This is a genomic window from Halogeometricum pallidum JCM 14848, assembly GCF_000337095.1.
GTDB classification, from domain to species: Archaea; Halobacteriota; Halobacteria; order Halobacteriales; family Haloferacaceae; genus Halogeometricum; species Halogeometricum pallidum.
Window position 1 is genome coordinate 101,233 of the sequence record NZ_AOIV01000036.1, and the last position, 24,378, is coordinate 125,610.

General features: G+C 57.1%; 17 protein-coding genes and 3 pseudogenes. 2 read left to right on the forward strand and 18 right to left on the reverse strand.

What is annotated here, in order from left to right; translation table 11 throughout:
* Positions 1-153 precede the first annotated feature (153 nt).
* From C474_RS14310 to C474_RS21705, 17 genes and pseudogenes are all read right to left on the reverse strand, one after another.
* On the reverse strand, positions 154-831 hold the full coding sequence (locus tag C474_RS14310; RefSeq protein ID WP_083862057.1) for an HMG-box domain-containing protein: 678 nt from the start codon (positions 829-831) through the stop codon (positions 154-156).
* Complete coding sequence (locus C474_RS14315) at positions 828-1,850, reverse strand: hypothetical protein (RefSeq protein WP_083862058.1); 1,023 nt, start codon at positions 1,848-1,850, stop codon at positions 828-830. Before C474_RS14315 ends, C474_RS14310 begins: the two co-directional genes overlap by 4 nt.
* Before the next feature lie 299 nt (positions 1,851-2,149).
* The gene (locus C474_RS23150; protein WP_083862059.1) at positions 2,150-2,479 is read right to left on the reverse strand and encodes a DUF7558 family protein; all 330 of its coding nucleotides are present in this window, start codon (positions 2,477-2,479) and stop codon (positions 2,150-2,152) included.
* Complete coding sequence (locus C474_RS22820) at positions 2,479-2,769, reverse strand: hypothetical protein (RefSeq protein WP_193363657.1); 291 nt, start codon at positions 2,767-2,769, stop codon at positions 2,479-2,481. The genes C474_RS23150 and C474_RS22820 overlap by 1 nt, the downstream gene beginning before the upstream one ends.
* A 123-nt stretch (positions 2,770-2,892) precedes the next feature.
* On the reverse strand, positions 2,893-3,315 hold the full coding sequence (locus tag C474_RS14325; RefSeq protein WP_008388055.1) for a hypothetical protein: 423 nt from the start codon (positions 3,313-3,315) through the stop codon (positions 2,893-2,895).
* Positions 3,316-3,917: 602 nt separating this feature from the next.
* On the reverse strand, positions 3,918-5,429 hold the full coding sequence (locus C474_RS14330; protein ID WP_008388057.1) for a primase-associated protein: 1,512 nt from the start codon (positions 5,427-5,429) through the stop codon (positions 3,918-3,920).
* Complete coding sequence (locus C474_RS14335) at positions 5,426-6,310, reverse strand: bifunctional DNA primase/polymerase (protein WP_008388059.1); 885 nt, start codon at positions 6,308-6,310, stop codon at positions 5,426-5,428. The genes C474_RS14330 and C474_RS14335 overlap by 4 nt, the downstream gene beginning before the upstream one ends.
* Positions 6,307-10,122, reverse strand: a complete 3,816-nt coding sequence (locus C474_RS14340) for an ATP-binding protein (RefSeq protein WP_049917047.1) — start codon at positions 10,120-10,122, stop codon at positions 6,307-6,309. The genes C474_RS14335 and C474_RS14340 overlap by 4 nt, the downstream gene beginning before the upstream one ends.
* A pseudogene (locus tag C474_RS14345) lies at positions 10,115-12,419 on the reverse strand (VirB4 family type IV secretion system protein). Before C474_RS14345 ends, C474_RS14340 begins: the two are co-directional and overlap by 8 nt.
* Positions 12,412-13,533 carry a hypothetical protein gene (locus C474_RS14350; RefSeq protein WP_008388063.1) on the reverse strand — a complete coding sequence of 374 codons (1,122 nt, stop codon included), beginning with the start codon at positions 13,531-13,533 and terminating at the stop codon, positions 12,412-12,414. The pseudogene C474_RS14345 and the gene C474_RS14350 overlap by 8 nt, the downstream one beginning before the upstream one ends.
* Positions 13,534-13,535: 2 nt before the next feature.
* A complete protein-coding gene (locus C474_RS14355; protein WP_008388064.1) occupies positions 13,536-14,597 on the reverse strand; it encodes a hypothetical protein in 1,062 nt (353 codons plus the stop codon).
* Between the two features lie 2 nt (positions 14,598-14,599).
* Complete coding sequence (locus C474_RS14360; RefSeq protein WP_049917029.1) at positions 14,600-15,529, reverse strand: hypothetical protein; 930 nt, start codon at positions 15,527-15,529, stop codon at positions 14,600-14,602.
* Positions 15,526-17,241 carry a hypothetical protein gene (locus tag C474_RS14365; protein ID WP_049917030.1) on the reverse strand — a complete coding sequence of 572 codons (1,716 nt, stop codon included), beginning with the start codon at positions 17,239-17,241 and terminating at the stop codon, positions 15,526-15,528. Before C474_RS14365 ends, C474_RS14360 begins: the two co-directional genes overlap by 4 nt.
* Positions 17,213-17,635 (reverse strand): hypothetical protein, encoded by a 423-nt coding sequence (locus tag C474_RS14370; RefSeq protein WP_049917048.1) that lies wholly within the window; start codon positions 17,633-17,635, stop codon positions 17,213-17,215. The genes C474_RS14365 and C474_RS14370 overlap by 29 nt, the downstream gene beginning before the upstream one ends.
* 528 nt (positions 17,636-18,163) lie before the next feature.
* Entirely contained in the window at positions 18,164-18,337 is a 174-nt protein-coding gene (locus C474_RS22390; protein ID WP_008388072.1) for a hypothetical protein, read from the reverse strand.
* 191 nt (positions 18,338-18,528) lie between these two features.
* A pseudogene (locus C474_RS14375) lies at positions 18,529-19,184 on the reverse strand (trimeric intracellular cation channel family protein).
* Positions 19,185-19,681: 497 nt separating this feature from the next.
* Positions 19,682-20,020: pseudogene (locus tag C474_RS21705) on the reverse strand (IS6 family transposase); the annotation flags it as partial.
* A 284-nt stretch (positions 20,021-20,304) separates the two neighbouring features.
* On the opposite strand from C474_RS21705, the gene C474_RS14380 reads away from it, so the two are divergent.
* Positions 20,305-21,816 (forward strand): amidase, encoded by a 1,512-nt coding sequence (locus C474_RS14380; protein WP_049917031.1) that lies wholly within the window; start codon positions 20,305-20,307, stop codon positions 21,814-21,816.
* Between the two features lie 86 nt (positions 21,817-21,902).
* Here C474_RS14380 and C474_RS14385 read toward each other — a convergent pair whose 3' ends face one another.
* Complete coding sequence (locus C474_RS14385) at positions 21,903-22,397, reverse strand: VOC family protein (protein ID WP_008388081.1); 495 nt, start codon at positions 22,395-22,397, stop codon at positions 21,903-21,905.
* 282 nt (positions 22,398-22,679) lie between these two features.
* On the opposite strand from C474_RS14385, the gene C474_RS14390 reads away from it, so the two are divergent.
* Positions 22,680-24,281, forward strand: coding sequence for a long-chain-fatty-acid--CoA ligase (locus C474_RS14390; protein ID WP_049917032.1), 1,602 nt, complete (start codon positions 22,680-22,682; stop codon positions 24,279-24,281).
* Positions 24,282-24,378: the final 97 nt, after the last annotated feature.

Sequence of the window (24,378 nt, forward strand, 5' to 3'; positions counted from 1 at the left end):
AGTCTACACGGCTCTGTTGAAACCTTCTGACCTTAGCAGAAAGTGGCTGACACATAAAGAGCGTGAGTTCAGCACCGTGATCGTGTTCTATTCAGGTGAATCTCTCTAAATAATCCGGTAGGATTTCGTTTCCCTTGTACCATCTACAGAAACTCAATCGCTGCCAGCAGCGCTTACACTGTCAGGCTCCGAAATACGGAGTACCCCCGATACACCGAGTACATCCTCGATGATTTCATACACAATATCGATGTGCTCTCTGTTGGTAAGATCCGAATCTACAGCAACGAGAGTAGAGACAGAGTGCTGGCGAGATATCTCGACGGCATCGACGAGTATCTCGCAGTCATGGCCAATGTCGAGGTCCCTCCGGAACCGACGTAACAATTGGTCGTTGCTCTGCTGGGGGAAACACCGGTCAATCAATTCATCTGGTAACTGAACCTGGTACAGCTCAATATCCTGGAGGCAGCGACGCAGGGTAGACAACTGCTCTCGTTTATCCATATTGTACCAACTCATCTGGATATCATTCCGGAATTGACTCCGGTCGTTCGGACTGACGTGGATATCCCGGTCACGCGGCTCGTAGTCGAAAATCTCGTTGTCAGTATCGCGGAGGTAGGCAATCACGTCATCGTAGAGGTTGTACCGGCGTTCACAGAGCGCATCGAACTCGCCGTTGGCCTTTCCACCGATCACGGTATAGAACGACTCACCATCAATGAGCCGCTGACAGCCGCGATCCTCCTCGAGGTCGCCCGGAAGTTGTGAATAGACGTAATTCACCATCACCGATGTATCCAGGTTGAGTCGAGAGGCTTCGCTCATTCAGTCCCCTCCAGAACCTCTCGCGCCATGTCGTGCAGATGTTCCATCTGCTCTTCGTCAACTCGCTGGGAGTGATGGCCAGCGCGCGGATACAAATCCGCACCACCACATCGCTCACTCAGCCGATTCCGTCGCGACAGTAGGTTTTCGTGGAAACTCGTAAACCGGTCTGCATGCTCTGCGACCAAGTGGTGTCGGTTCGGGCCCTCTGCGGTTTGCGTAGAAATATACAATGCCGGGTACCGCCAGACATCATAGTAAAAGTACGGCGCGAGATCCTGTAACACAGTTTCTTGCTCGCTCGATATCGACTCGAGGGTCGTGAGTTGCGCAAACACCTGCTCAATCACATCTGTTCCTCGAGTGACTAAGTCCACTATCTCGGACAGCTTGTCGATTTCCGCAAGCTCGAGATGGAGGTCAGAGATGAGCAGTCGGAACTCTCGTTCGTCCGATTCAGACAGCAATCCCTCTTGTGAGCCTCCGCCGAAATCCGACAGCGAATGGTTCGTTGTTTCCTGTTCGATTGTCTCATCAAGGGTTTCGAGGTGCTCCCGAATGTCCGTCGATGTGAGATACAGATCGGTGTACTCGTCGGGAGCGCATTCCTGGTAGAAGTCGCGGAGGAAGTCGAATTTCCCGGTATACCAAACTTTCCGCAGGTCGTAATCGTCGAAGAAAACCTCGGATGCGAAGTAGTCCCGATACTGTTGCACTTCCTCGGTTTCACCGTGATCGCGTCGAACTCCACCCGTGTTGGTGGTCATCCGTCCCGGGGCATTGTCGGGTTCGCCGGCAACCTTCGTGTAGGCGCCAGCAAGGTACCAGCTATAGGTGACCGGGAGGTCGAACTCCTTAATCGCGAAGTAGCACAGCTTCTCTTGCTCCGTTCGCGTAATGTTTCGACCAGGATCGTCGAACACGTCCTCTACTGCGAGCTCAATACCGCGTAGAAGCGCGTCTGCATAGGGTTCCTCCTCACGATAGGGGTTGTTCGTGCCTGGTGTGGGAGGAGTCATGATTAGGATATTCCCGCTATGGTGCCGATAGGTTTTGTGATACTGCTTCGGCAGTTTGACACCTGCCGGTGAGTGCTGTTCTTACTATCGTATTCAACAGGGATGGTCAAAGATTGTGGCCTCGGACTGAAAGTGAAGTTCGACAGGTATCTTTTGTCTCTACCGATTTGGCCAGCCACAATCACGATCTTCGTTGTTGACCGATTCGCGCCCTGATTCAGAATGGCCCAACAAATTATCCGCGACTGAGTATTTCAACAGAGCCGTCTACACCACTTTCCGACCCCCACGACTTTGTATCAAGACTCACTAGCGAGATGGTCGTCTAGGTCCCGTGTCCAGTACGTTGCGGGGCCACCGGGACTACATCTCGCACACAGTTGTAGTGGGCCTTCCAGGTGACCGAGTTCGACACGGAACCGTGTGAGGGCTACAAGCGCATCGACGACGAGACCACAGCTATCGCAGGCGTAATGGTCACGCTCGTCGGGATCGGGATTCGACTGGATCGCGCAGTCGACGCAGATCGGGTGTATGACTCGTTCGTCTTTTCCCCAGGTATGTACCTCCCCCACGTCTATACCGGGAACCGCATCGCAGAAGGCACAGCCAGCAAGTGTCTGTTGCATCACTCTCCTCCCTCGTCGGTGTCGCGAGCGGCGGTCCAGCCTCGATGGAAGACCGCGAGTTGGAGTATCGAGTCGAATGCTTCGTCGCTTGGCTCGTGGACGAGGACCCGTTCGTCGGGGATGGGAGTGACGACGTCGTCGTCGACGAGGTCATTGACCAGAGAATGGGCTCTCCTCTCGTCAATATCCGCTACCGAGACGCGGGCGGCATCTTGATCCTGTGCGACGAGTTCCGCTTCAAACTGTTCGTGGTCGGTTGATGCATCGTCGAGTGCGTCTGTACCGGGCATGGGAATCACGTCGGCGCGTATTGACGCGCCTCGGCCTCACAGGCGCGGACAAACTACTCGCTGTCACGCTATTAACCAACACTGCGGAAGACTGCGGTTCTGCGTTGGTTAACTCGTGGGGGCTCAGAACTGATGAATGGGCTTCACGCGGAACGTATCTGCGTCAGTGCTCGGCGTCTCACTGGTTCGATTCAACGACGACCGCGAGAGTCGGTTGACCAACTCCTCACGAACCGCTTCACGGCTGACTGTCGTTTCGTGCCAGCCGAGACGCTCGTCGAAATACCGCTTCTGGAATTGCTCGCCGACGTCGTCGACGGCAATGAACTGTGTCCGCTTCGTGCCCGCTACGCTCGTTGAGACGAACTCGGCTCCGACGTCTTCGTGGGTGAGTTCGACGAGTGCGCACTCGACGAATGAGACGATGCCAGTCGGACTTCTGTTGTGCGGGAGCGTCAGTTCGAGATCTGTCCACGGTTCTTCGCTCGGTTGCTCAGCCTGCTCGCTAGAGAGTCGTGATTGCTGTTGCTCGTATTCGGATGACATGGTTGTTGAGTGGGTGCCTACGACAGCCCCCTCGTCCCTCTCGGGGGCGACAAACTCCATCGCGGATCACATCGTCAGCCAGTGAGTGAATTCTGATATATTGGCAAGAGGTGCTCGTCGTTTGATGGCCCCTCGGCCGGAGAGAGCCAGCGGCGTTTGCACCGGTGTACCTAGCCTTCCTTTGGATGATTTGGAAGGTACAGAGTGGATTATGACCAGCCCAGATTGGCTTAAAGAGGTGTCGGGCAGTTCTCAGGCGGTAATAGGGTCCTCGACGAACCAGAAAATGCGGTGGTTGGGAAGAATTGTGCTTGACGGTGGGGTGAAGCACTCGATTTCGGGAGTATTGGTGCTCTAGTGTGAGCAGGCTTGGGCAGCATCTAACCAAGGAAATTAATGGCTCGTTTGATGCCTCTGCAGATGATCTCCCCGTCACTCTCGAAATCAGACGATACAGGCTCTGAAAAGTGCATGACGGGATTTTAGACAGGGTTGCGCACTTCTCTCAGAGAAATATAGATAATATGGTAGGTTTCTACAACTAATTGCCAAACTAAACGCCAGAGATACCTCGCCCCGGACGGGAGTACCGATGCTCAAATCTAGAATTCTTCTCCCGTAGACCCTGTTCCATCTAGCTGGTCATACATCTCATCCGGGAAGGGAAGGCTCCCCCAGATCGAGTACGGGCACTGCTCCTGCCCAATGCAGTACCGCTGCATATCGTCGTTGTCACAGTTCATCGGAAGCGGGGGGTCGCCTCCAATGGTGTTCGAGAACTCGTAGCGAATCTGGTAATCGGTGACCTGCTCGTCGTACCAGGGCCATCGCGAGAAGACGTCCTTGAGGTCTGTGACAATCGTCTCGAGGTCACTATTCTGGTACTGGGGAAGCCACATCACCATCCGGGCGAAGTTGTACAGGTCCTTTCGGACTGGTTTCTTCTCCTGGAGGCGCTCGGCCATATTCGCCATACAGGGAAGCTCGAACAGGTCTTCGATTGCCTCGACGTCGAGGGGCTGGACGCCACGCGAAGACTCCTGAATCCGATAGTGGTTCGTATTTCTGTGCTCTCGAATGGTCAGACTCCGGTGGTCCTGCTGGGATGCGAGAAGGTTCCCGAGACTCCGAGGACTCGAGATGCGATTACACACATCTCGCTTCCAGCCCGCTTCCGGATCGTACGCCTCTACTGCTTCAAACAGTTCTTTCGCCGAGTGGAACTCTCCCAGTGAGACGACCTCGTCTGGAGCGTCTCGAATCGCATCCCGGAGTACACGGATGGTCCGTTCTCCGGGGTTCCAATCTCGCCAGATCCGTTCGTGGTGTCCCGTCTCGATGAAGCGGTCGATACGCTCTGTGATGGCCGACTCATTCGTCGTTAGCCACGTCAGCTGGTCTTCGGAGAGGTTCTCCTCTTGGACCCGCAGGAGCTTCTTGAACGCACGTCTGGCGTACTCACGATACTTCGTGTCGAAATCACCGACGGGCACATAGAGGCAGTTGTTCTCGACGCGAGTGAGCAGTTCCCCGGCTTCTCCGGTCTCAGTATCGGCGTGAACGAGGCACTTCCTCGATGCTGCGGCCATCGGGATTTCGAGATACAATCCGTCACCGAACTCGGGTATCTCTTTGATCCCCGTACAAACGCGACCGGGGTGTGGTCCGTCCTCTCCGGGGTCTTTCGCGTACAGAACCTCTGCGATATCCTGTTGGAGACCCCCATCACCGAATTCTCGAAGAAGAGAGGCGAGATTGTTGACGTAGAGCTCGCGAATATCGTAGAGGACCTGCACCTTTCGCGGTGGGGCGTGTTCGAACTTCGGGTGTGCCTTGACGCAGATAGCACTCAACGTCGCGAGTACGGCGAGCGTTCCGGGCTCGTCGACGAAGGGTTCCTCTGCGGCGTTGGCCCTGACGTCTTCTTTGAACGCCGCCGTCCCGAATCGCTCGAGATCATTCAACAAATCTTCTGGTTGCTCTTCGCCGTCGACAATGTAGCGGTTGTAGCCCCGCGCGAACAGCTGGTTGACGCGGCTCGTGCCGTATTCGAGCGGGAGCGTTGCAACGCGATAGGCGGCACGCTCGTCCTCGACAGGCGTCGACTGAGTCATTCCTTGACCACCTCCGGTGTCGCAGACCGGACGTCGAAGGTTGGGCTCTCGATGGGCGTGACGATACTACAGACGTCAGCGTGCAACGAGTAGGGGAGCCGGGCGACCCGACGCCGATCGGCGGTGACCACCGGGTCGATAGGAATCTCGTAGGGGTTTTGCAGAAGGTCGTTCAGCACTTCCCGGCTCTTGGCGTCGTACCGATGGGCTGGATCGCTGTCAAGGAGGTAGACGTGAACGCCCTGACCGCTGTAGACTACCATCGTCTCCTCAGCGTTGAAGTCGTCCTCGAAAATATCTCGCACCTCAAAGCCGTACTCGATGGCCCGTTCGATATCCTCGAAGGCATACGGGTAGCCTGCCGGGTCTGCTTCGAGAATACCCGCGGAATCGAGCAGTTCATCGCTGTCTTCCGTCGCATCCTCATCCGAGACCGCTTGTGCTGCTCGCTCTCGGGCTATCGTTTTCGCGTCGATATCGATGAGGAGCACCCACGGTCGTTCCCAGTGATCGAGGGCGTAGTAGACCGCATCAGGACGTGGGTCTGGTTTGTCGAGCAGATCAGGATCGGCGAGCGCGAAGTCGCTCCGCCCGAGTGGGTCGTTCCGTGCTGGATGGCGGATGAACTCGAAGACGTCGTCGAAGTCGTGGAACGCTGTCGTGGTTCGGTCACCTGAGACGTTCGTCTGCCACGTATCTCGACGGATGAAGTCCTTGTCTGGGCCCCCGTCTTTCCGTACCGGATATGGTTCTCGAAACGCGAGTGCGTACTGTTTCGGCCCCTTCGCGGTGATGAACGACGGGAGTTCGTCGACGTACGAGGGGAATTCCTCCGTGTAGTACCTGTAGATCTCCTCGCGGGTTGCGTGGCGCCACGTCATGTGTTGAACTCCTGATCGAGTTTGTTGAAGCTCCGAATCGTCGTCAACCCAGCTGCATCGAACGATTCAACGGCCTCTCGAATGTCCGAGAACGAGCGGGCTGCACGCCCGCTCACGCTGCTTTCTATCCGGTCGGCTTCCGCGAGGCGGTCCAACACCTCGACGGCCGTCTCGCGTCTGTTGAACGCCCAGACAGCGTTCGCGTCCACCGTGCTCTGCTTGTCGTAGTCGTCGACCGGCGCGTGTTTGTTGTTACTCGCGAGTTCGGCTTCACCGACCCACACGAGTTCCCCGTCAGCATCGAGACCGACAACGTCGAACACCGTCTCTTCATCGTACTCGTAGTACGGCTCGACCTGTGCGACGTCGTCGCGGGAGTCTAACCACAGTTCGAGCAGCTTCACACCGACCTTGTGCGGCGTCTTCTCACCGATGTCCCCCTGACCAGGACCGACCTTGAGCTTCTGCCCGAGGAGTTCACGCCCTGCCGGGAGGACGGTGTAGTACTTCCGACCGCACGCTCGTCCTTCCTCCAGCAGGTCTTGCTCGACGAGCCGTTGCACATCCAAATCCTCAAAGTCGCTCTTGAACGAACTCATTGAATCCAAGAGTCTGTGATTTGGTGCGTCACCATTCATCACGTCGAGAATGCGGGTTAGGAATCGGACGTCGTCGTGCGTGAGTCCGCGCCGCTGGAGTTCGTCATCTGGAACGGTTACACCACCTGCCTGTACTGGTGACGACCCATTCTCCTCGACGACAGTCTCCGCTTCTTCACTGACTGGTTCTTCCGGCTCAATTGCCCCGGAATCTCCAAATAACGAGGTGGTGTCCGCGTTTTTCTCTTTCTTCTCTTCCTCGGCCGCCGAACCACTGGTTGCCTGTCCGATGAAAGACGACTGCGTCGAGTCCGTAGGACTAGTTGAGTCTGCGGATGTCGAACCTTCGTCGTTCGGTCTACTTCCCCAGCCCTTGTCTTCGGCTGTCTCCGATTCGCTGGTAGTCTCTGCAAGCCCATATCGGGCCTGTGTTCGCTCCGAAAGCCGTGGGAGGGCCACGGTCTCGAAGTGGTCCTCCTGTTCGACAGAGAGCGGCTCGCCGCTCTCTGGATGCCCAGCTGCTATCGGGAGTGGCTTCACTGAGAACGGGGCCGGCCCCGTCTCCCCGAATGACGGACTCGGGAGTTGCGCGATCCACTCCCCGCTGGGGAGCGTGTTGATCCGATTCCGAAGGTCGGTCGGGCTCAAGTCTTCGTGGGCCAGCGACTCTGCGAGGTCGCGCTCGATGGAGATGTTCCCGATGAGCTTCGTCTTGATGTTGTTGAGGACCTCGTCGTAGGCGCGTTCGCTCCGATTTCGGACCTGTCCGGGGAACTGCATCACCAGTCCCATGCTCAGGCCGAACGACCGCCCTTGTGGAAGCAACTGCTCGGAAACGAGTTTCGTTGATGCGACGGGGGCTGCCTCCTCGATGATGAGGTTGGTAAGGTTCTCGTAGTCCGTGTTCCCGTCACGTCGACGCACCTGCACTGCGTCCCAGAGGTTACTCAACAGGAGGAGTGTGATCGCTCGCTGTGCCTCCGGACGGAGGTCTCCCAAGTCGAACAGGATCGTGGCGTCTTCGTCGAGGAACTCGCGGAAGTCGAATCGGTTGTCAACGTACTCTCCGGTATCGTCCTGCTCCGGAACGTGGCTGAAGATCCGTCGCAGGTGTGCGTCCTCTCTGAGCTTATCGAGGCGGTTCCCGACGGCGTCCATCGACACCTGGAACCGGTGGTCGTCCTTCGCGAAGTGCCGTGTGAGCGACTCCTCGACGTTCCTGTTGTCTGCCGAAACCGGCGGGACAGTCCGCTCTCGCTGCATCCGGAGGGCTGCCGCGAAGAGATCGTCTAGGCCGAAGACGTCGTTCCCGTACTCCTCGTCGAAGAGGGCCTTGATGAGGTAACTGAGAATCTCGTTGGCGACGAACGCCTGTCCGTACTGCTCGCGGCCCATGATCATCCGCAGGATGTCGTGGAAGTGGTCAACCTTGTCCTGGATGGCGTCCTCGCGGTTTCGCCCGGCTTCGAGCGCGGGCCGGATATCGAAGAAGGAGAACGCGGGGACAGTCTCCGGGACGCGGAACTGGTAGACGTCGTCTAGCCCGTTGAAGCGGTCGTAGTGACAGCGAAGGTAGTTGGCACACATGCCGTCGCCTTTCGGATCGACGACCACAACGGGGCCGCCGGTCGTCTCACGGAGGGACAGCGCATCGTTGATGATTGCCTTCGATTTCCCGCCGCCTGTCGATGCGAACCGGCCGTAGTGCGTCGTCAGGAGTTTGGGCGGAATCCGAATCGGGTCCGGTTGGGGGGCTCCGTTCTCATCGAGCGCATACCCAATCGCCATCCCCTCCTGAAACTGCTGAATCAGGTCCGGATTGGGCCACGGAAGCGGGTTCCGGCTTTGCTGTTCAGCGCGGGTTCCGCGTGTTCCTTCTACTGTGAGTTGCTCGGAGGAAGGAACCAAGACGAAGTTCGCGAGTTCCGTCCCACTGAGGACGAAGTCAGGTCGGGTCTTGCCTCGGCCGGTTGTAATCTCCCGGTCAAGTAGCCGACGGAGGGCAGTCCGGGCGTTCTTCGCCTTCGTCTTTTCTCGAAAGCCGTCAGCACGGAGTCGTTCTCCCTCAACTTCGTAATAGGGGCCGTCAACCGGGTCGAACACGGGACGAAGTGAGTTCATCTGGGCCGCGAGTTCGTCGTGAGATTCGTCGTCGGTCGGAACACCGATTGCCCTGATGTTGGTAGTGTACGACCGCTTGGGATTCTTCGCGTCGATGTACTCGATGCGCTTGGCGACTGACTCGCTGAGCTGTTTCTCGTCGTGATCGCTCCGCTGGTCTTCGACCTCGAGGAAAGAGCCCACGACCTCCTGGAAGAAGGTGTCCCGGCCGTCGACGAGATCCTCTTTTCTGACCTCTGCGTCGGACTGCCAGCTCGCCCGTCGCTGGAACACGACCTGAAACGCCACAGGTGAGGCTGCCTCCATCAGGTGGTCCACTAGTGACGCCAGTGTCGCACCGGGCTGGTCTACAGCTACTGACCCGTCGTCGCCGTCGCCAGGGGCGAAGGGCGTCAACGACGTCATCCAGTCTTTTTTCCGGGTGGCTGAACCGGACCAGCGCACGCCAACTGGCGAGACGGCGTCGATGGTGGGCCGAGCGAGAATCGTTCCCTCCGCAGTCTCGGTTGGCTTTTCGAGCGTCGTCAGTGGCTTCTCGTCCGGGATTGCGCTCGGTGGTGCGAGCTTGAGGGCGGTCTCACCGACCTCGACGAAGTGACAAAGGGATGCATCGACCGTGGCACCTCCATCTGCAAACGGGGAGGCTTCAGTCGCCGCCGCGTGATTTTGATCACGGTCCTCGCTGTCGAGTTCGTACTGCTCGTCGGGGCTGAATTCGTACTGCAGATGCCCTGCTTCGTAGTGTTCGATGAACTCGGCTCGTGTGAATTCGACTGGTTGGATGAGCCGAGCGGCCACGTCGACGTCGACACGCTCGATGTCGAACGTCTCGGGGTAGATCGAACGGAGCCGTTTTTCCAGTGTATCGCGATGTTCGTCGACGCCGTAGAAGAACTCGACAGGGTCGTCCGCTCCCTCACTCAATGCGAGAAACTCGAACTGGGGCGGTGTCTTACTGTGGAGCGGGTTCAGCTTCTGCGCGAGTCCCGTCGACTCTGTCGTCGCCAGTTTGTGCAGGCTTTCGAGGACTCGAGGGATTCCCTCGGGTTCAAGCTCCTCGGATGTCGGCGTGACTCGGAGATATTCACGCATCGTCCTCCCCCTCCATCGCTCCGCCATCGGGTTTCGCAGAGGCGGGTTCGGCTTCTTTCGACTGTCCGTTCGTGGCCTGCTGTTCCAGCTCCTCACGGAACTGCTGTACGTCCGTGTCGACTGCTTCCTCGCCAGCACCGGGGAGTGAGGACCGCACCTGCTCGGTCGGGTCGAAGTCGATGACTTGCTTCTCCTTGGGCATTGCCTCGACCTTGATGCCGCGCCACTCGCCGTCGACGCCGACGAGCGCCTCGGAGAAACCTGCGTCCTCGTTCCCGGGGACTGCGTCCTGCACGTAGCGCATCTGGGCGTAATTCAGGCCGAACTCGTCGGCCCACTGGTCGTCCATCCCGTCTAGGCGATGGAACTGCTTGACCGCACACTGATCGAGGATGGCTTCGGATTCGGCGTGCTCGAAGAACTCGTCGACGGTCTGCGTGACGAGACGAATCGAGAGGTCGTGGTGGCGGTGATGGCGGAATACTGTCTCGAGGAACGCCAGACTCGCGGCGTCTTGCATGATGTACCGGGCCTCGTCGATGACGAACACGACCTCCTTGTCCGTCTCTTTCGCCCGCTCGTACACGAGCGAGATGAGCAACTGCATCGTCAGCGCCGTACTGCTGTCGACGCTGCCCTCCTGTTGTGCAAGGTCGAGGTAGATGACCTTCTCGTCACGGATGTCGAACTCCGAGGGCTTCCCGAGATTAGCGTGGCGACCCTCTTCCTCGAAGGGGCGGAGCTGGTCGAGAAGCCACGTTGCGTCTTCGCGGATCTTCCCGGCCTCCTCGTCGGACCGAACCACGAACGACTCGGGGTCGTCGACCATGTCCTCGAAGACGTCCATCATGTCTCGGATGGTCGGGCTGGGGTTGCTGTGCGTCGAGATATCGTCGGTGATGTCGTTGCGCTTGTAGGCGCGCTTGAGGCCGAGTTCGAGCGTCGTCCGGCGGTCACCGAGTGAGATACCACGCAGTGCGAAGAAGTTCGTCAGGAAGCTCATTGCGTCGTCGAGCTTCTCGTTGAATGGGCTCGCGTCCTCACCCATCGCACGCTGTACGTGGTCGGGTGTCTGGCGGATCTCCAGAGGATTCAGACCGAGCGTCCCACCGACGGTGATACGTTTCGCACCGAGTGCTTCGGAGACGCCCGCCCAGTTGTTGAGCGGTTCGAGGATGATGCCGATGCGGTCCTTGCTCTGTTCGATCGAGCGAATGAAGTTCTGTTTCGAACCGAACGATTTCCCGGAGCCAGTATCACCGACGGTGAACATTGCGTACCCGCTGTCACGGGCGAACGGATCGATGACGACGGGACTCTGGTTGTCCTTGTGGATACCGAACTCGACACCGCCTTCCTCGAGAATCGTCGCGTTATGCGGTGAGGAGAGGAGTGCACCGATAGCACCACCAAGGGCGATAGACTCGCGGCCAAACTTGTTGTCTCCAATCGGGGCAGCCGACTGGAGCGCGAGGTCCTGCCGGCAAATCGCGGTCTTCGGCGTTAGGTTCGCCGGGTCGTCGCGGAGCGCGCTCTTGACCTTCTGGATGGAGTCTCGGAGGTCATCTTTGTTGTCGTCACGAACCGTGATGAACATCCCTTGGTCGAAGACGTTCGCACCGCTCTCGACGGCCTTGTAGGTCGCAGCCGCTTCGTTCGCTCGCTCTTGGAGGTACGCACTGCGGACGCTCTGTTCGAGGTCGGCATCGACTTGGAGATCGTCAGCGATGTCCTGTAGTTCGTTCCGTGCCCGCTGCTGGTTCTTGGGTGTGATGTGTGCTGTAAGGTCGAACTCAACGTCGGTCAACTCGAAGAGGTCGCTCAGATAGCCGTCGTTCGGNTCCGTGCCCGCTGCTGGTTCTTGGGTGTGATGTGTGCTGTAAGGTCGAACTCAACGTCGGTCAACTCGAAGAGGTCGCTCAGATAGCCGTCGTTCGGATAATCGGCGTAGTCAGCAATGTACAGTGTCGTTGTCCACTGCTCGCCGACGTGAGCTGCTCGTGTCTCCCACTCGATGGCTGCCGGCGCAATCACCGTCTTGTGGGACTCGGAGATGTCGTCGAGAAGCTGCCCCTCTGCGTGACCCTCTTCGAGCGTTTGCTTATCGAGGACGTCCGAGAAGCCGACCTCCGGTTCGCTGTCGGCGGTGTGGCGGTCCCAGAGGTGTTTGCCACTGGCCCCGAGGGAGCAACCAGTATAGCGTAAATCGCGGCGCCTTCGGGCGACATGGGGTTTAGAAGCCACTCTGTGAACTGGCCGAGGATACCGCCACTCGCCTGCAGGATGACGTTACGCATTGACCTCATCCTCCCGGCGTGAGCGACCGATGATCGGTTGCTCGCGAACAGCGTGCTCAGCCTCCTCGGCGTCGTGCTCTCGTCCGTTCCAGAAGTCCATGTTCAGGACGAACAGTTCGACCGTACTGAGCCGGCGAGCAGACCAGCCAGAGGCCTGCTGGATGAACTCAGAGCGAACATCGTTGACGCGGCTGTCGAGTTTCTCGAACATCTGAGCCCGCCGCTCAACAGCCGTCAGATCCTCACGCCGCGTCACGAACGGGTTGAACAGGAACCCGATGACGGGGAACTGCGTCAGCTTCTCGGCGGGCGTTCCTTCGTCTCGGAATCGGTCGTAGACCTCTAGCGGGGAGACCTCGACACCGAGATAGTATCGTACCTGCTGGATGCCTCGGTCACGCATCTCCTTGGGCCGTGTTTCACGGTACTCCTCGAGGAGTTCTCGGAAAATCGGGTTCTGCGTGACGTCTTCGTCGTTAAGTCGCTCCTCGATCGTCTCCGTAATCTGTGTGACCGGGAATGACCGGGTTGTCGCATGAAGTTTGAGCTTCGAGTCGAGTTCCTTGTTGGCGAACTCTTCGCCCGCCTCTTGGAGCTGAGCCCAGTCCTCGGACATGGCGAAGTCCATGTTCCCAGGGTCGATCTCGATGAAGGCCTCCATCGTTCCGTCTGCCCGTTGAATCGCTCCAGCGCCGGGCCACGCCCGCTTGACGTTCGTGAGGTCCTGCGTTCGTTCGTCCGGTTTGAACGGCGTGTAGTTCGCAAGGCCACCCTCGTTTCGCTCAGTCTCGTTCGTATTCTCGTCTGGCTCCTCTGGAGCACTAAACGTAATCTGCGGACGCTTGGCGTACCGATAGATGCTCTTTGTCCAGGTCCACGCATTGAGGTGATTGGGAGAGACGTAGATGACGGCAACACCAAACCCGAACCCGCCCACGACGAACGGAAGGGCGAGTGATTCAATCCCGGTGAGGCCTGCGATGAACAGGCCAACAATCGGGAAGGCGATGAGTACGCTGACGTCCCCTTCCTCGATATTGAGATAAGGGATGCGACTCTCTTCGCCGAACTGGTCCATGATGCGTCGTGCAGCTGCGTCTTGATCCATCGACATTGTTAGTGAATTCCAGGGTCGTTCTCGGTTCGCCGGTACGACGGCGGACTGTTCTCTTCGGTACCGGATTCTGCGCGTGCTGCGGCCTTCTGAGCGAGAGCGTGACCAGCGGCTGCTTTTGGTCCCCACCGAGCAGCAGTCGTCGCGACGCCGGCACCACCGACGGACGCGCCTGCTGCGACGCCACCGATGAGTGCCGCTCCTTTCGTCGCTCCCCCCACGACCTTGGCGGTCAGCGGCGTCGCGTATCTGAACGTCTTCCAAGTTACGTAGAGAGCAATTAGCGGAAGTGATGCTGCGACCAGATATTTGAGGAATCTCGTTCCTGGAGTCAGCGTTTTCCCAGCGTAAATCAGGTCATAGCCTTTGAGGATTATCGCGGCAGGTAGTGGGAGAACTGTGAGTGGGACAAACCGCTTACTGAATCCTAGAGCGATATCAGAGACTACCGGAATATTCCCATAGGCGAGAGCGAAGGCAACGGGCATTCCATACAAGTACACATAGATGAGAATCTTCCGGATGTAGAATAATGCCTCCAATACCCACATCGAAATACCACCAACAAGGGCAAACAAGAGTGCCAACCCGGGATTTGTAATTGACACCTCTAAATATCCAAGCATAGCCTCTGTGACCGAGGAGAGCTCTGGCATCAGTGCAATAGTGAACCCATCGACGAGGTAGAGGGTCAGAGACCCAACCCAGTACCAGGTTATGATAAGGAAGGCACCGACCCATGCAGTTTTCTTCGTTTTTCGGGCCTCGTAGGCACTTCCGATATTGAAGATTCGAATCGTGTGCCGCCCTTGAACACTCATCACGAGGAGTAGAAGAGAGATGAGCATGATCTCTCCACCGACAAGAGCATCTTGAATTGCTGGCCAAGGTGCGTTCGTCGGATCTCCGAAGACAAATGCTCCGTCCGTGTTTGGAGTAGGTGTCCCGAACATCGCCTCTGTCAATGTCTCGTACCCCGATCTGAGCCCGTCCATGAACAGACCGGTAAACCAATCGACGACGGCTTTGGCACCTTCTAGTACGACGTCAATCAAATCAACCATAGTCAGGACTCCGTGATTGTAACCTCGCAATCAGTCATGTCGTTGGAACCAGTGTATTGGGCTTCGTAGGTTTTCGAGACCTGATCGCCACTAACCTGTGTTCTAACAGATACAGTGAATTGGCCGTTATTGCCATCTGGTGAGCAGCCCCCTCCGTCCGCTGTTTCTGTCCCAAACGGGAACGAGCTACTGAACAGGTCGATCGTCTCACCAGGCGGAATTACCACTCGTTCAGTCTCATACAGCCCACCTTCCCTAGGATTCTCAATTGGATTGGGGACGTCCCCAGTAAATTGTAGCTCCACGATAGCATCTGGACCACTGCCTGTGTTCTCCACTGTAACAAATGCCTCTCCGTTCTTTTTCCTATCAGTCTGACTCTCTCCATAGACCACATCCCAAGGTTTGTCTGGATTATTTCGATACAGCCCGATCTCCCGAATCTCGATCTGTGGCCTGATTTCCTCGATACTCTCTGCGACTGTCTCCTCGCCTTTCAGTGCGACCACGCGGTACTCTCCGGGCTCGTATGCGGTTCCGATCTTGAACGAGACCTGCTGGGCCCCTGCAGCCACGTCACGCGTTCCGAACAGCTCTTCGTTCGGCTGGATGAGGTTGACTTGGTCGACATCGGCTTCTGCCAAGAGCTCGACGATGAGTGCCGTCCCTTCGACGGTGACTCGCTTNTCGTTCGGCTGGATGAGGTTGACTTGGTCGACATCGGCTTCTGCCAAGAGCTCGACGATGAGTGCCGTCCCTTCGACGGTGACTCGCTTAAGCGGCCCCTCACTGTTTGTAGCGGCTGTACCGTCACTGGAAGTTCCTTCGGAGCTTCCACCGTCGTTCAGACAACCAGCTACGCTCGCAAGTGCGACACCTGCGACTGTTCGGAGGGCGTTTCTTCGACTGATGTGTGGATTGTTTCTGGTCATGGGTTTCGTTGGAAGATGTCTGCTGGACCGAGCATTCGGAGGAGACGGCGCCCCGCGTAGAACATCACGAAGAAAGGGATGAACTGCCAGCCGGCCTCGAAGACGAGGTCGAACCAGCCATTGATGGTTCCGAGTGGATGCCAGCGAGCGGTCGCCGTGTCACTCACGTAGGCCGGGTTGTGTCCGAGCCACGACCCCGGATGGTAGCGGGCCGTGTAGATGCCGGGTTCAGTGATCGTTACGATGGCGACGCCAGAGGCGTTGGTCTCGACCTCCTGATCGGCGATGGTGATAGAGCCGTTACGAGCGCTCCCCCCGATCAGATATCGACGGGTATCGTCATTGAGGATGATCGGTGCGCCAGTCTCGTTGTCGCGCAGTTCGATTCGGAGCCTCGCCTGCGACTGGTTCTGTTGGAGCACTTCGACTGAGAGGTTGCTGCGACGAAGCTGTCGCTCGGAGCCGGCGTCGGGCTCAGCGATAGACGCGTTCACGCCGCGAACGATGCCCGCGACGTGGAGCGCTTCTCTGTCGACATTCTCGGTACGGACGGCAACACCGTACGTCGTCTCGTAGGACTGGTTGACGACCTCGATGGTGACGTTCTCGCCGATACTCTCCAGTGGGGAGGACCGTTCCGTCCCCCACGTGTCGATGATCTCCGGGCCGTCCCGAACGGGTTCAGCACGTGGCCCGATTCGAGATGGATACGCGTGAACGTACACGGGGATCGCATCGGACTCGACTTCAGCGCTGTCGGTCCGATTCGATCTGACGAGTGTATCCCAGTTAGTGTTGCGAGCGGTGTAGAACCGCCAGACACCACGCACGCTCGCGTTCCCCTCATCGGTGAGCGTATAGCCCTGCCACGGCCGAGACTGAAAGATAGCGACGCCAGCATCGTCGTTAGGGTACTCGGCGTAGTAGGGGTACGCAGAGAGGTCGTAAATTTCGACGTCGACCGAATCAGAGACGTTTCGCGTCTCCTCTCGGTAGACGACGTCGACACTGGTTCCGTTGATCCCATCCGTCTGTATCGTCTTCTTCAGTCGGATGTGGATCTCGGCTTCGAGGGAGAGGGTTGCACTCCAGTCGTCGTCGATCCGATAGTCGAGCGCTGGTGTGTGCGACCCCTCAGTTCTCGCGATGGTCTCTCCGTCTTTCTGCAGTCGAACCTCTTTGATCTCGTGTTCCGCGAGCGACCACTCGACGGTTCTGTTCCCCGAGGAACTCTCGTTCGGAAGACGGACGCGGTAATCGACGAACCCGCGTATCGTTCCGTTCGGTGCGATGTAGAGTGGGGTGTCACCGGATTCGAGGTGCCCACGGGTCGATGGCTGCACTGCGAACACGGTCGCGTGGGCGTCCTGAATGAACACTCCGTCTTCGAGCGACGCGTGAGGCGGATGTATGGACGTGTCTGAACCACCTGCTTCGAGGTCCTCGAAATCGTTTCGAGTCCACGTCGCGGCAGTCGCAGGCGGTCGCTTGAACGTGATATCGCTCCCGTTGGCGATTTGATGGATGGCCGTCCGCTCGTCACCGTAGCGTTGGCGGTACTCCTCTTGACTCGTGTAGTTGTCCGTGTCACGAGACCACAGCGTCGCGGATTCGTTCTCAGAGAGCCCATTGTCTTCTGTCCCCGGTCGTGGTGGGGTAGCTGTGACGAGGCCNGGAAGTCGCCTACCAGGGAGTGAGATTAACGCAGTCAGCCAGTGGAAGACTCATCATCGATCCGGCGACCGTGTACAGCGGGCCGAGGACGAGGAGGATGACGGCAGACTTCATCGCCGAGCGCTTGTGGCGCTTGAGCCCTTTCTTCTGCTCCGAATTGAGGGTGAACATCTCGATAAGGGAATCAGCCTGCCAGACCACGGCAACGCCGACGATGCCGAGTCCAGTAGTCAGCTGGAAGAACCCCTCAATCATACTCGGGAGCTTGTCGGCGCTACAAACTGCGCCGGTTTGCGCTGCGACGGGGGAGACAGCAAACAGGCTCAACAGCGCGACGGTGAGAACGGCTTGTCTAGAACCAGTGCTCGTTAGTAGGGAGTGACTGTTAGTACGATTCTCAGACGTCTGGGAGGAAGTACTGTCCTGTGACATAGTACGTTGGGTGTGCTCTGTGTGTTCGGCGAGTGCTGCACGATCGTTGGAGTGATTGGTCTCGGTAGGGGTTCCGACATCCATGTACTCCCGCGTGCGGACTTGGGTGAGAAGGTCCCAGAGGTTCTCTGAATCGACATCGTGAACCGTCATCGCCTCGCCGCGTAGACGGCGACAGAGAGTAGGCGCGTTGACGCGGTTATCCCACTCACGGTAGGAACCATCGATGTTGTCGGTGGTAGCTAACCGAGTTCTCATTTGTGTAGGTATGCACCGGCTGAGTTGCGGCATATATCGAGAGCGTATTTTGGCACGTAATAAGTAATTTCTGTATTTAGAGAGTGTATATCAGAATGGTTAATAAGATAGTTACGACTAAAACCATCGGCATGCGGTTAACCAACGGTACAGAGAGGAGTTTGTCTGGGTGTTGGTTAAGAACGGGTAGTCGATTGGTTCGCCCATATCAACTCAGAATCAAGTGACATTGAATGTCTGATGTTGTGGTGGTACGCACCGTCAAGTCGTTTAGTAGTGCTTGCAGTCGTTGTGGAGGTGTTGCTGGACCGTTTTCTCCTTGAACTCGAATAGCTCTGAGATTGCATGCAGCGTGTATCCTAATTCGACCGCACAGCGCATTTCAGTACATTTGTCGGCGTCTACGGGTTCGGCCCCATCCTTGAGTTCCGCGTCGGTGTACATACTCGACCATTAGGGCACGGGGAGAATGGGGTTGTGCGTAGATGTATAGCGACTGGCCAGTTGCATTGCTATAGGACAAAATAAGAAGAAGAAACAACACATTCAGAAACTATGTACATACCCACTATTCATTATATCCCGCAACAGTTGAATTCTCTCTCCGCTAGTACATCTTACCATTGAATACCGATTTACTGTTCAACGAGACCTAGCCCCTGTATTGTTGGAAGGTTCCAGTCACGAATGACCGCAGCTAGCCGCGTTAGCACGGTAACAGCCGCGCAGATTCCAGCGGCAGTACTTCCGGTGACACCGGCAACCACCGCTAAAAAGTACGTACTTCCGCCCAGAACCGCACACTCGCATAGAAATCGTCAAAGAGAATAAACGGGGACCGATCCAGAAGGATATCGGCGAACGCACCACCACCGACTGCATTGATCGTCGCAATCGCAACAACACCAAATGCTGAAACGCCCACATCGGTGGCGACGATGGCACCGGTTGTGGTAAACGCGGCGAGTCCGATAGCGTCCGCGATAAGCGTAACTGGATGCCTATCGGGAGACGCGAGGATGACACCCAGTGCGATCGCTAAGCCGACTCCGAGCAGTCCCAGAGCGATTTCGATCGGAGATTGAAGTGCTAACGGAACTCGCGCTACGAGGAGATCGCGCGTCGCTCCGCCAGCGAATGCCATCGTCAGTCCGACGACGGTAATTCCGAGCAGGTCAAATTCCTCGCGGATTGCCTTCGATGATCCGACGAGAGCGAACGTAAGTAACCCGATCGTGTTCATCACCGCGAACGGGTTGCCAAACAATACTCCGAGGGGCCCCTGACCCATTGTTTGCTTCTAGGAGAACGGATCGCTTGAGTCCTCCGAGACTCCAGTCCCGTCTCAGTTCCTGCCTCTTACGTGCGTTATCAGTATGTTCTGAACTGAGCGATTCCTGGGAGTGCAATACCGGGGTGTCACCGATTCTGTGACCCACTGTAAGGACAGGTAATGGCTGAAGAAGAAGCCCCTGTTCCGATATGACCGTCTGAAGTTGATTTCCTCCCTAGCGTTGTGATGAACATCTGCGAACCTTACCAACGCGCCAAGCTGACTGGTGATCGGTGATATTGGTAGTTTCGTAGCAGAACCACCAACCCTCGAACTTGCCCCAATGTACGAGGTATCGTACGGTTTATATTGTCAAATACCCCCTTATTATGTCCACATTCCAAATTTCAGGCCCATAGTCCCCATTATAGATTCAGAATTTATTGTTTATATCCTAATCTCCATATATAAATCCCCATTTCCGAGTATAGAATTGGCAACGGAAATGGCACTGTCTAGTTAACCTCTTCAACCGGCCTTCGTCCGTTGAGCGCTTGATGCGGTCGTTGATCGTTATAGTAATGAATGAATAGTGCAATCCACTGGCAGACACTCAGCCGACTGCCCACCCACGAATTATGGAAGCGGTCAACTCGCATCTTGAGAGTGTGAAACCACTCTTTGATCAGGTTTCGATTCGTATAGTCAACCCAGCCGCTCAATCCTAATCGAGAGAGGGCAGTCCGATAGCCGAACTGATCGACCAGAAACACGGTGTCTTCGCAATCGTGTTTCTCGACGACTCCGTGAAGGAACGCAGCCGCCGGATCGGTTCCGTGCCGCTTGAACAGCTCAGCAAACGGTGCTCGTAGCCTGATGAAGCCGTTGTGTGAGGACGCTGACCTTGACGTTGACGGTCTCTCAAGGAGTGAATTAACCAACCTATGTTTGGCTTAATCTCGTCCACGATCGTATCTGTGCGGGTGCGAATGGGTAGCTTCGGTTTGTATAGACTCAGTGAAGTAGACGATCGGTTGGTACACGTTCAACCAGTGACCGGATGAACGACAAAAATCTAGTTAACAGGTTGTCGTGTCTAACCCCTAACGCTAAGTGCTGATACCGGGACTGTCAATCTATGTCTGATCTTCGGCCACCTACGAAGGAAGAAATCAAGCAATACGCCGCAGCTCATTATATTGATCTCACCGAGGATGAGGTTGAAGAAATCGCTACGGTTATTCCGGGGCTTCTTGGAGCATACGAGCGGTTGGATGAGCTGTCCCCAACTAAACCAGCGGTAAAATATCCTGACCGCAAGATGGGCGACGAGCCGACACACGAGGAGGACCCACTTAATGCTACTATTCGTACGTGTACCGTTCGAGGCGCTGACTCCGGATTGCTGGCGGGATACGATGTCGGCCTGAAAGATAACGTCTCGTTGGCCGACATCGAGATGACGTTTGGGTCGGATGTCGTCTCCGGGTACATTCCCACTATCGACGCGACCATCGTCACGCGATTGCTTGACGCCGGAGGAACGATTACAGCTAAACTCAACATGGAAAACCTCGCTTTTTCCGGCAGCGGGGAGATGTCCGCATACGGAGGCGTACTTAATCCGCACGACGAGGAGCATTTAGCTGGCGGATCTTCGAGCGGGTCGGCCGCTGCTGTTGTTTCCGGAGACGTTGACGTCTCAATCGGTGGGGATCAGGCGGGCTCGATTCGTATTCCTGCGTCGTGGTGTGGGTGTGTGGGACACAAGCCGACTCATGGGCTCGTACCCTATACGGGGATTCTCGGTTTGGGTCGGTCGTTTGACCACACTGGTCCACTTGCGCGTAACGTCGCGGACTGTGCCCGCACTCTTGAGGCGATCGCTGGTAAAGATCCTCTGGATCCGCGACAGGGCGCCGTCAAAACGCAGTCGTATACTGACGCCGTCGACAATGATCCGGCGCCGGAGGAGTTCACAATTGGCGTCGTAAAGGAGGGATTCGGCCGTGAGGAGAGCGAGGAGGACGTCGATAAGATGGTGCGAACAGCGCTTGATGACTTTGCCGAGGCCGGCGCGACGGTCACGGAGGTGTCGATCCCAATGCATCTTGACGGACTGCCGATCTGGAACGGGATCGCAAACGAGGGGACGGCCGCGACTATCAACGGAGAGGGGATCGGCCACTTCGGGAACGGCTACTACGATACTGATCTGATGGCCGCGTTTGCCGAGGCTCGGCGTGAACACGCTGACGAGTATCCACCGACGATCAAACTTGTCGCGACGGTCGGAGAGTACCTCGCCGAGGAATACCACAGCCACTACTACGCAAAAGCCCAGAATTTGTCACGAGATCTATCAATAGCTTACGACGAGGTACTTGCAGATGTGGACTTGCTGGCGATGCCGACGACGCCGCAGACCGCCCACAAGCGAATTGAGAACCCCACGAACCTCCAGATCATCGAACGCGCGGTCAATCAGATTCACAATACCTGCCCGTTCGACGTCACAGGTCATCCGGCCATTTCTCTCCCGGCTGGCACGAGTAACGGGCTCCCGGTGGGTCTGATGTTCATCGGACCCCACTTCGACGATGCTGCTGTATTGCAGGCGGCTCACGCCTTCGAGCAACACGCCGAATAGACTCCGAACTACAGAGTCGAATTAGGTATTACTGGCCCTGCTTTCGGTTCTGAAGATACGTGGTCGCAGCATCCTACAAATAGTCATCAGCTATCCCCCAGGTCTTGACTGTTCGTGAGACGTCGGCCATCGATGAACAGTTCCTGGGCTTGTATCTCTCGATTCTGTTCGTAAGCTTCCTGATACTCCATCAGTTGAAACAGTGCGCCTGTGGGGTTGCGCGGGGACACGAACGCCTCGGTCCACTCCTCAAACTCTCTGTAATCGATCACATCGACATCGGCTGCCTCCAGCGTTCCGATTACGGCGTCGATATCGGCTGTCTCCAGTGTCACGTGATGGAGTCCCGGTCCGTGCTCGTCGAGAAAGTCGGTGAGAAACGATTCCTCAGCGACGGGTTCAATGAGCTCCAGACGAGAGCCGTCTCCGAGCTCGTAGTATACCCACCGAAAGCGACTCTCGATAGTATCGTCTAACAGTTTCTCACACCCGAGCGCCGACAGAAACGGTTCGACGTTATCGACGGATTCGACGGCGATACCGATGTGATCAACTCGGATAGGCGTCTCGTGGTGTTGCACGACACTCACTATCGAGCGCGCTTGTAAATAATTCACTCCTTTCGACGTCTGTCACTACCGACGAAATCTTCTGCCGGTGCCAGCGGCATTTAGATGTCGCGCCCTCACTTCGAGCCTCTCCTCGCTCGTCTCCTTCTTACGTGGGCTGATTAGATGGTAAGTAGTACCAAAAGATTAAACTCCATTGTAAATCATCCAAATGAGTAGAGGTGTGGGATGGTGGCGCGTATTAGCGTCGCCTCTCCATTAAGCACACCGTGGCACCTGCACGGAAACCTACGTATGCACCGACCACTACTTACGACGGACTACTTGGATCGCGCGGTCGAACTATACAGTGACGATGTCGGCGTTGTCGCTGACGACGGGACGGAGTTCACGTACGGCGAACTAGGAGAGCGGATCGATCGTCTCTCCAACGCTCTGACGAGGTGGGGCGTCGAAAAGGGTGATCGGGTCGCTCTCCTCTCGCCGAACTCACACTACTTCATCGAGACGCTGTACGCGACGATGCAGTTGGGAGCGCTGTACGTGCCGCTCAATTTCCGACTGCAGCCAGAGGAATACGATTACCTGATCGACGACTGTGACCCAGACGTCGTCATCGCGGATTACGAGTACGCCGAGAAGTTAGAACACCTCCGCGGAGAGACGGACGTCAAGGAGTGGGTCGTCTACGACGCGGACCGCTACGCCGAGGAGACGGGCGAGTGGCACGACTACGAGTCCGTGTTGGCCGAGGCCGATCCCGACGCGGTCGATCGACCGGACATCAGCGAGGACGACGACGCGACGATTCTCTACACCAGTGGTACGACCGGTGATCCGAAAGGGGTCGTGCACACGCACCGTATCCAACACTACCACGCATTGGTCCACTCCCACCATGTGGAGTTTGAGGACACCGACACCCTGCTGTGGACGTCACCGATGTTCCATATCAACGGCTGGGGCCACATCTACGGACTCACTGGAATCGGGGGGCGACATGTCATCCTCCGCGATTTCAACCCAGAGACGGTGTTCGAGCGGATCAACGCGTACGACGTCTCCTATCTGGGCGGGGCTCCGACGGTGCTCAACATGCTGTTAGAGTACTACGAGGACGCCGACGTGTCCTCGACCGGTGAGATGCCGGTGCGAGTGGAGACGGCGGCGAGTCCCCCGCCGAAACAGACCATCAAGCGGACCGAAGAGGAACTCGGCTGGCGGATCATGCACGCGTACGGCGCTACCGAGACGGGTCCGATCATCACGACCAGCAACTCAAAGCGAAAGATCGAGGCGGGAGACAAATACGACATCATCAACAAGCCCGGGTTCGCGACGCTGAACACCGAGATACGGGTGGTCGACGAGGACGGGGAAGACGTCCCCCTCAACGATGCGACGAAAGGAGAGGTGGTGACCCGAGGCAACCAAGTCCTCGACCGGTACTGGAACAAACCCGAGGAGACGAAACGAGCGTTCCACGACCGCCTGGACGGATGGTTCCACACGGGAGACATCGCGACGATAGACGAGAATCACATGATTACCATTGTCGACAGAAAGAAAGACGTCATCATCTCCGGCGGCGAGAACATCTCCAGTATCGAGGTGCAGGATACGCTCTACGACCACCCCGACGTCAGCGTAGCCGCGGTTATCGGCATCCCGCACGAGAAGTGGGGTGAGACGCCCAAAGCGCTCATCGTCACGCGCGAGGGGTCAGATCTCACCGAAGAAGGGGTCATCGACTTCTGCCGCGACCGACTCGCCCACTATAAGTGCCCGACTGTCGTTGAGTTCCGAGAGAATCTCCCGCAGACGTCGACGGGGAAGATTCAGAAATACGAACTCCGCGAGGAACACTGGAGCGACCAAGAGAGCGGCGTCAACTAACGGTTCGATGCCGACCATTTCAACCGATGCTCCCCCACAGAAGCGGGAAATAGGCGGCACGCGCGCGTCGGGGTCTCACAATGTGAAGACCGAGACA

Bases quoted from the DNA above. Each gene is read 5' to 3' on its own strand.
- C474_RS14350 (WP_008388063.1), bottom strand. From the start codon at position 13,533: ATGTCGATGGATCAAGACGCAGCTGCACGACGCATCATGGACCAGTTC.
- C474_RS23150 (WP_083862059.1), bottom strand. From the start codon at position 2,479: ATGCAACAGACACTTGCTGGCTGTGCCTTCTGCGATGCGGTTCCCGGT.
- C474_RS14325 (WP_008388055.1), bottom strand. From the start codon at position 3,315: ATGTCATCCGAATACGAGCAACAGCAATCACGACTCTCTAGCGAGCAG.
- C474_RS14340 (WP_049917047.1), bottom strand. From the start codon at position 10,122: ATGCGTGAATATCTCCGAGTCACGCCGACATCCGAGGAGCTTGAACCC.
- C474_RS14335 (WP_008388059.1), bottom strand. From the start codon at position 6,310: ATGACGTGGCGCCACGCAACCCGCGAGGAGATCTACAGGTACTACACG.
- C474_RS14390 (WP_049917032.1), top strand. From the start codon at position 22,680: ATGCACCGACCACTACTTACGACGGACTACTTGGATCGCGCGGTCGAA.
- C474_RS22820 (WP_193363657.1), bottom strand. From the start codon at position 2,769: ATGCCCGGTACAGACGCACTCGACGATGCATCAACCGACCACGAACAG.
- C474_RS14355 (WP_008388064.1), bottom strand. From the start codon at position 14,597: ATGGTTGATTTGATTGACGTCGTACTAGAAGGTGCCAAAGCCGTCGTC.
- C474_RS22390 (WP_008388072.1), bottom strand. From the start codon at position 18,337: ATGTACACCGACGCGGAACTCAAGGATGGGGCCGAACCCGTAGACGCC.
- C474_RS14380 (WP_049917031.1), top strand. From the start codon at position 20,305: ATGTCTGATCTTCGGCCACCTACGAAGGAAGAAATCAAGCAATACGCC.
- C474_RS14330 (WP_008388057.1), bottom strand. From the start codon at position 5,429: ATGACTCAGTCGACGCCTGTCGAGGACGAGCGTGCCGCCTATCGCGTT.
- C474_RS14370 (WP_049917048.1), bottom strand. From the start codon at position 17,635: ATGTCACAGGACAGTACTTCCTCCCAGACGTCTGAGAATCGTACTAAC.
- C474_RS14315 (WP_083862058.1), bottom strand. From the start codon at position 1,850: ATGACTCCTCCCACACCAGGCACGAACAACCCCTATCGTGAGGAGGAA.
- C474_RS14310 (WP_083862057.1), bottom strand. From the start codon at position 831: ATGAGCGAAGCCTCTCGACTCAACCTGGATACATCGGTGATGGTGAAT.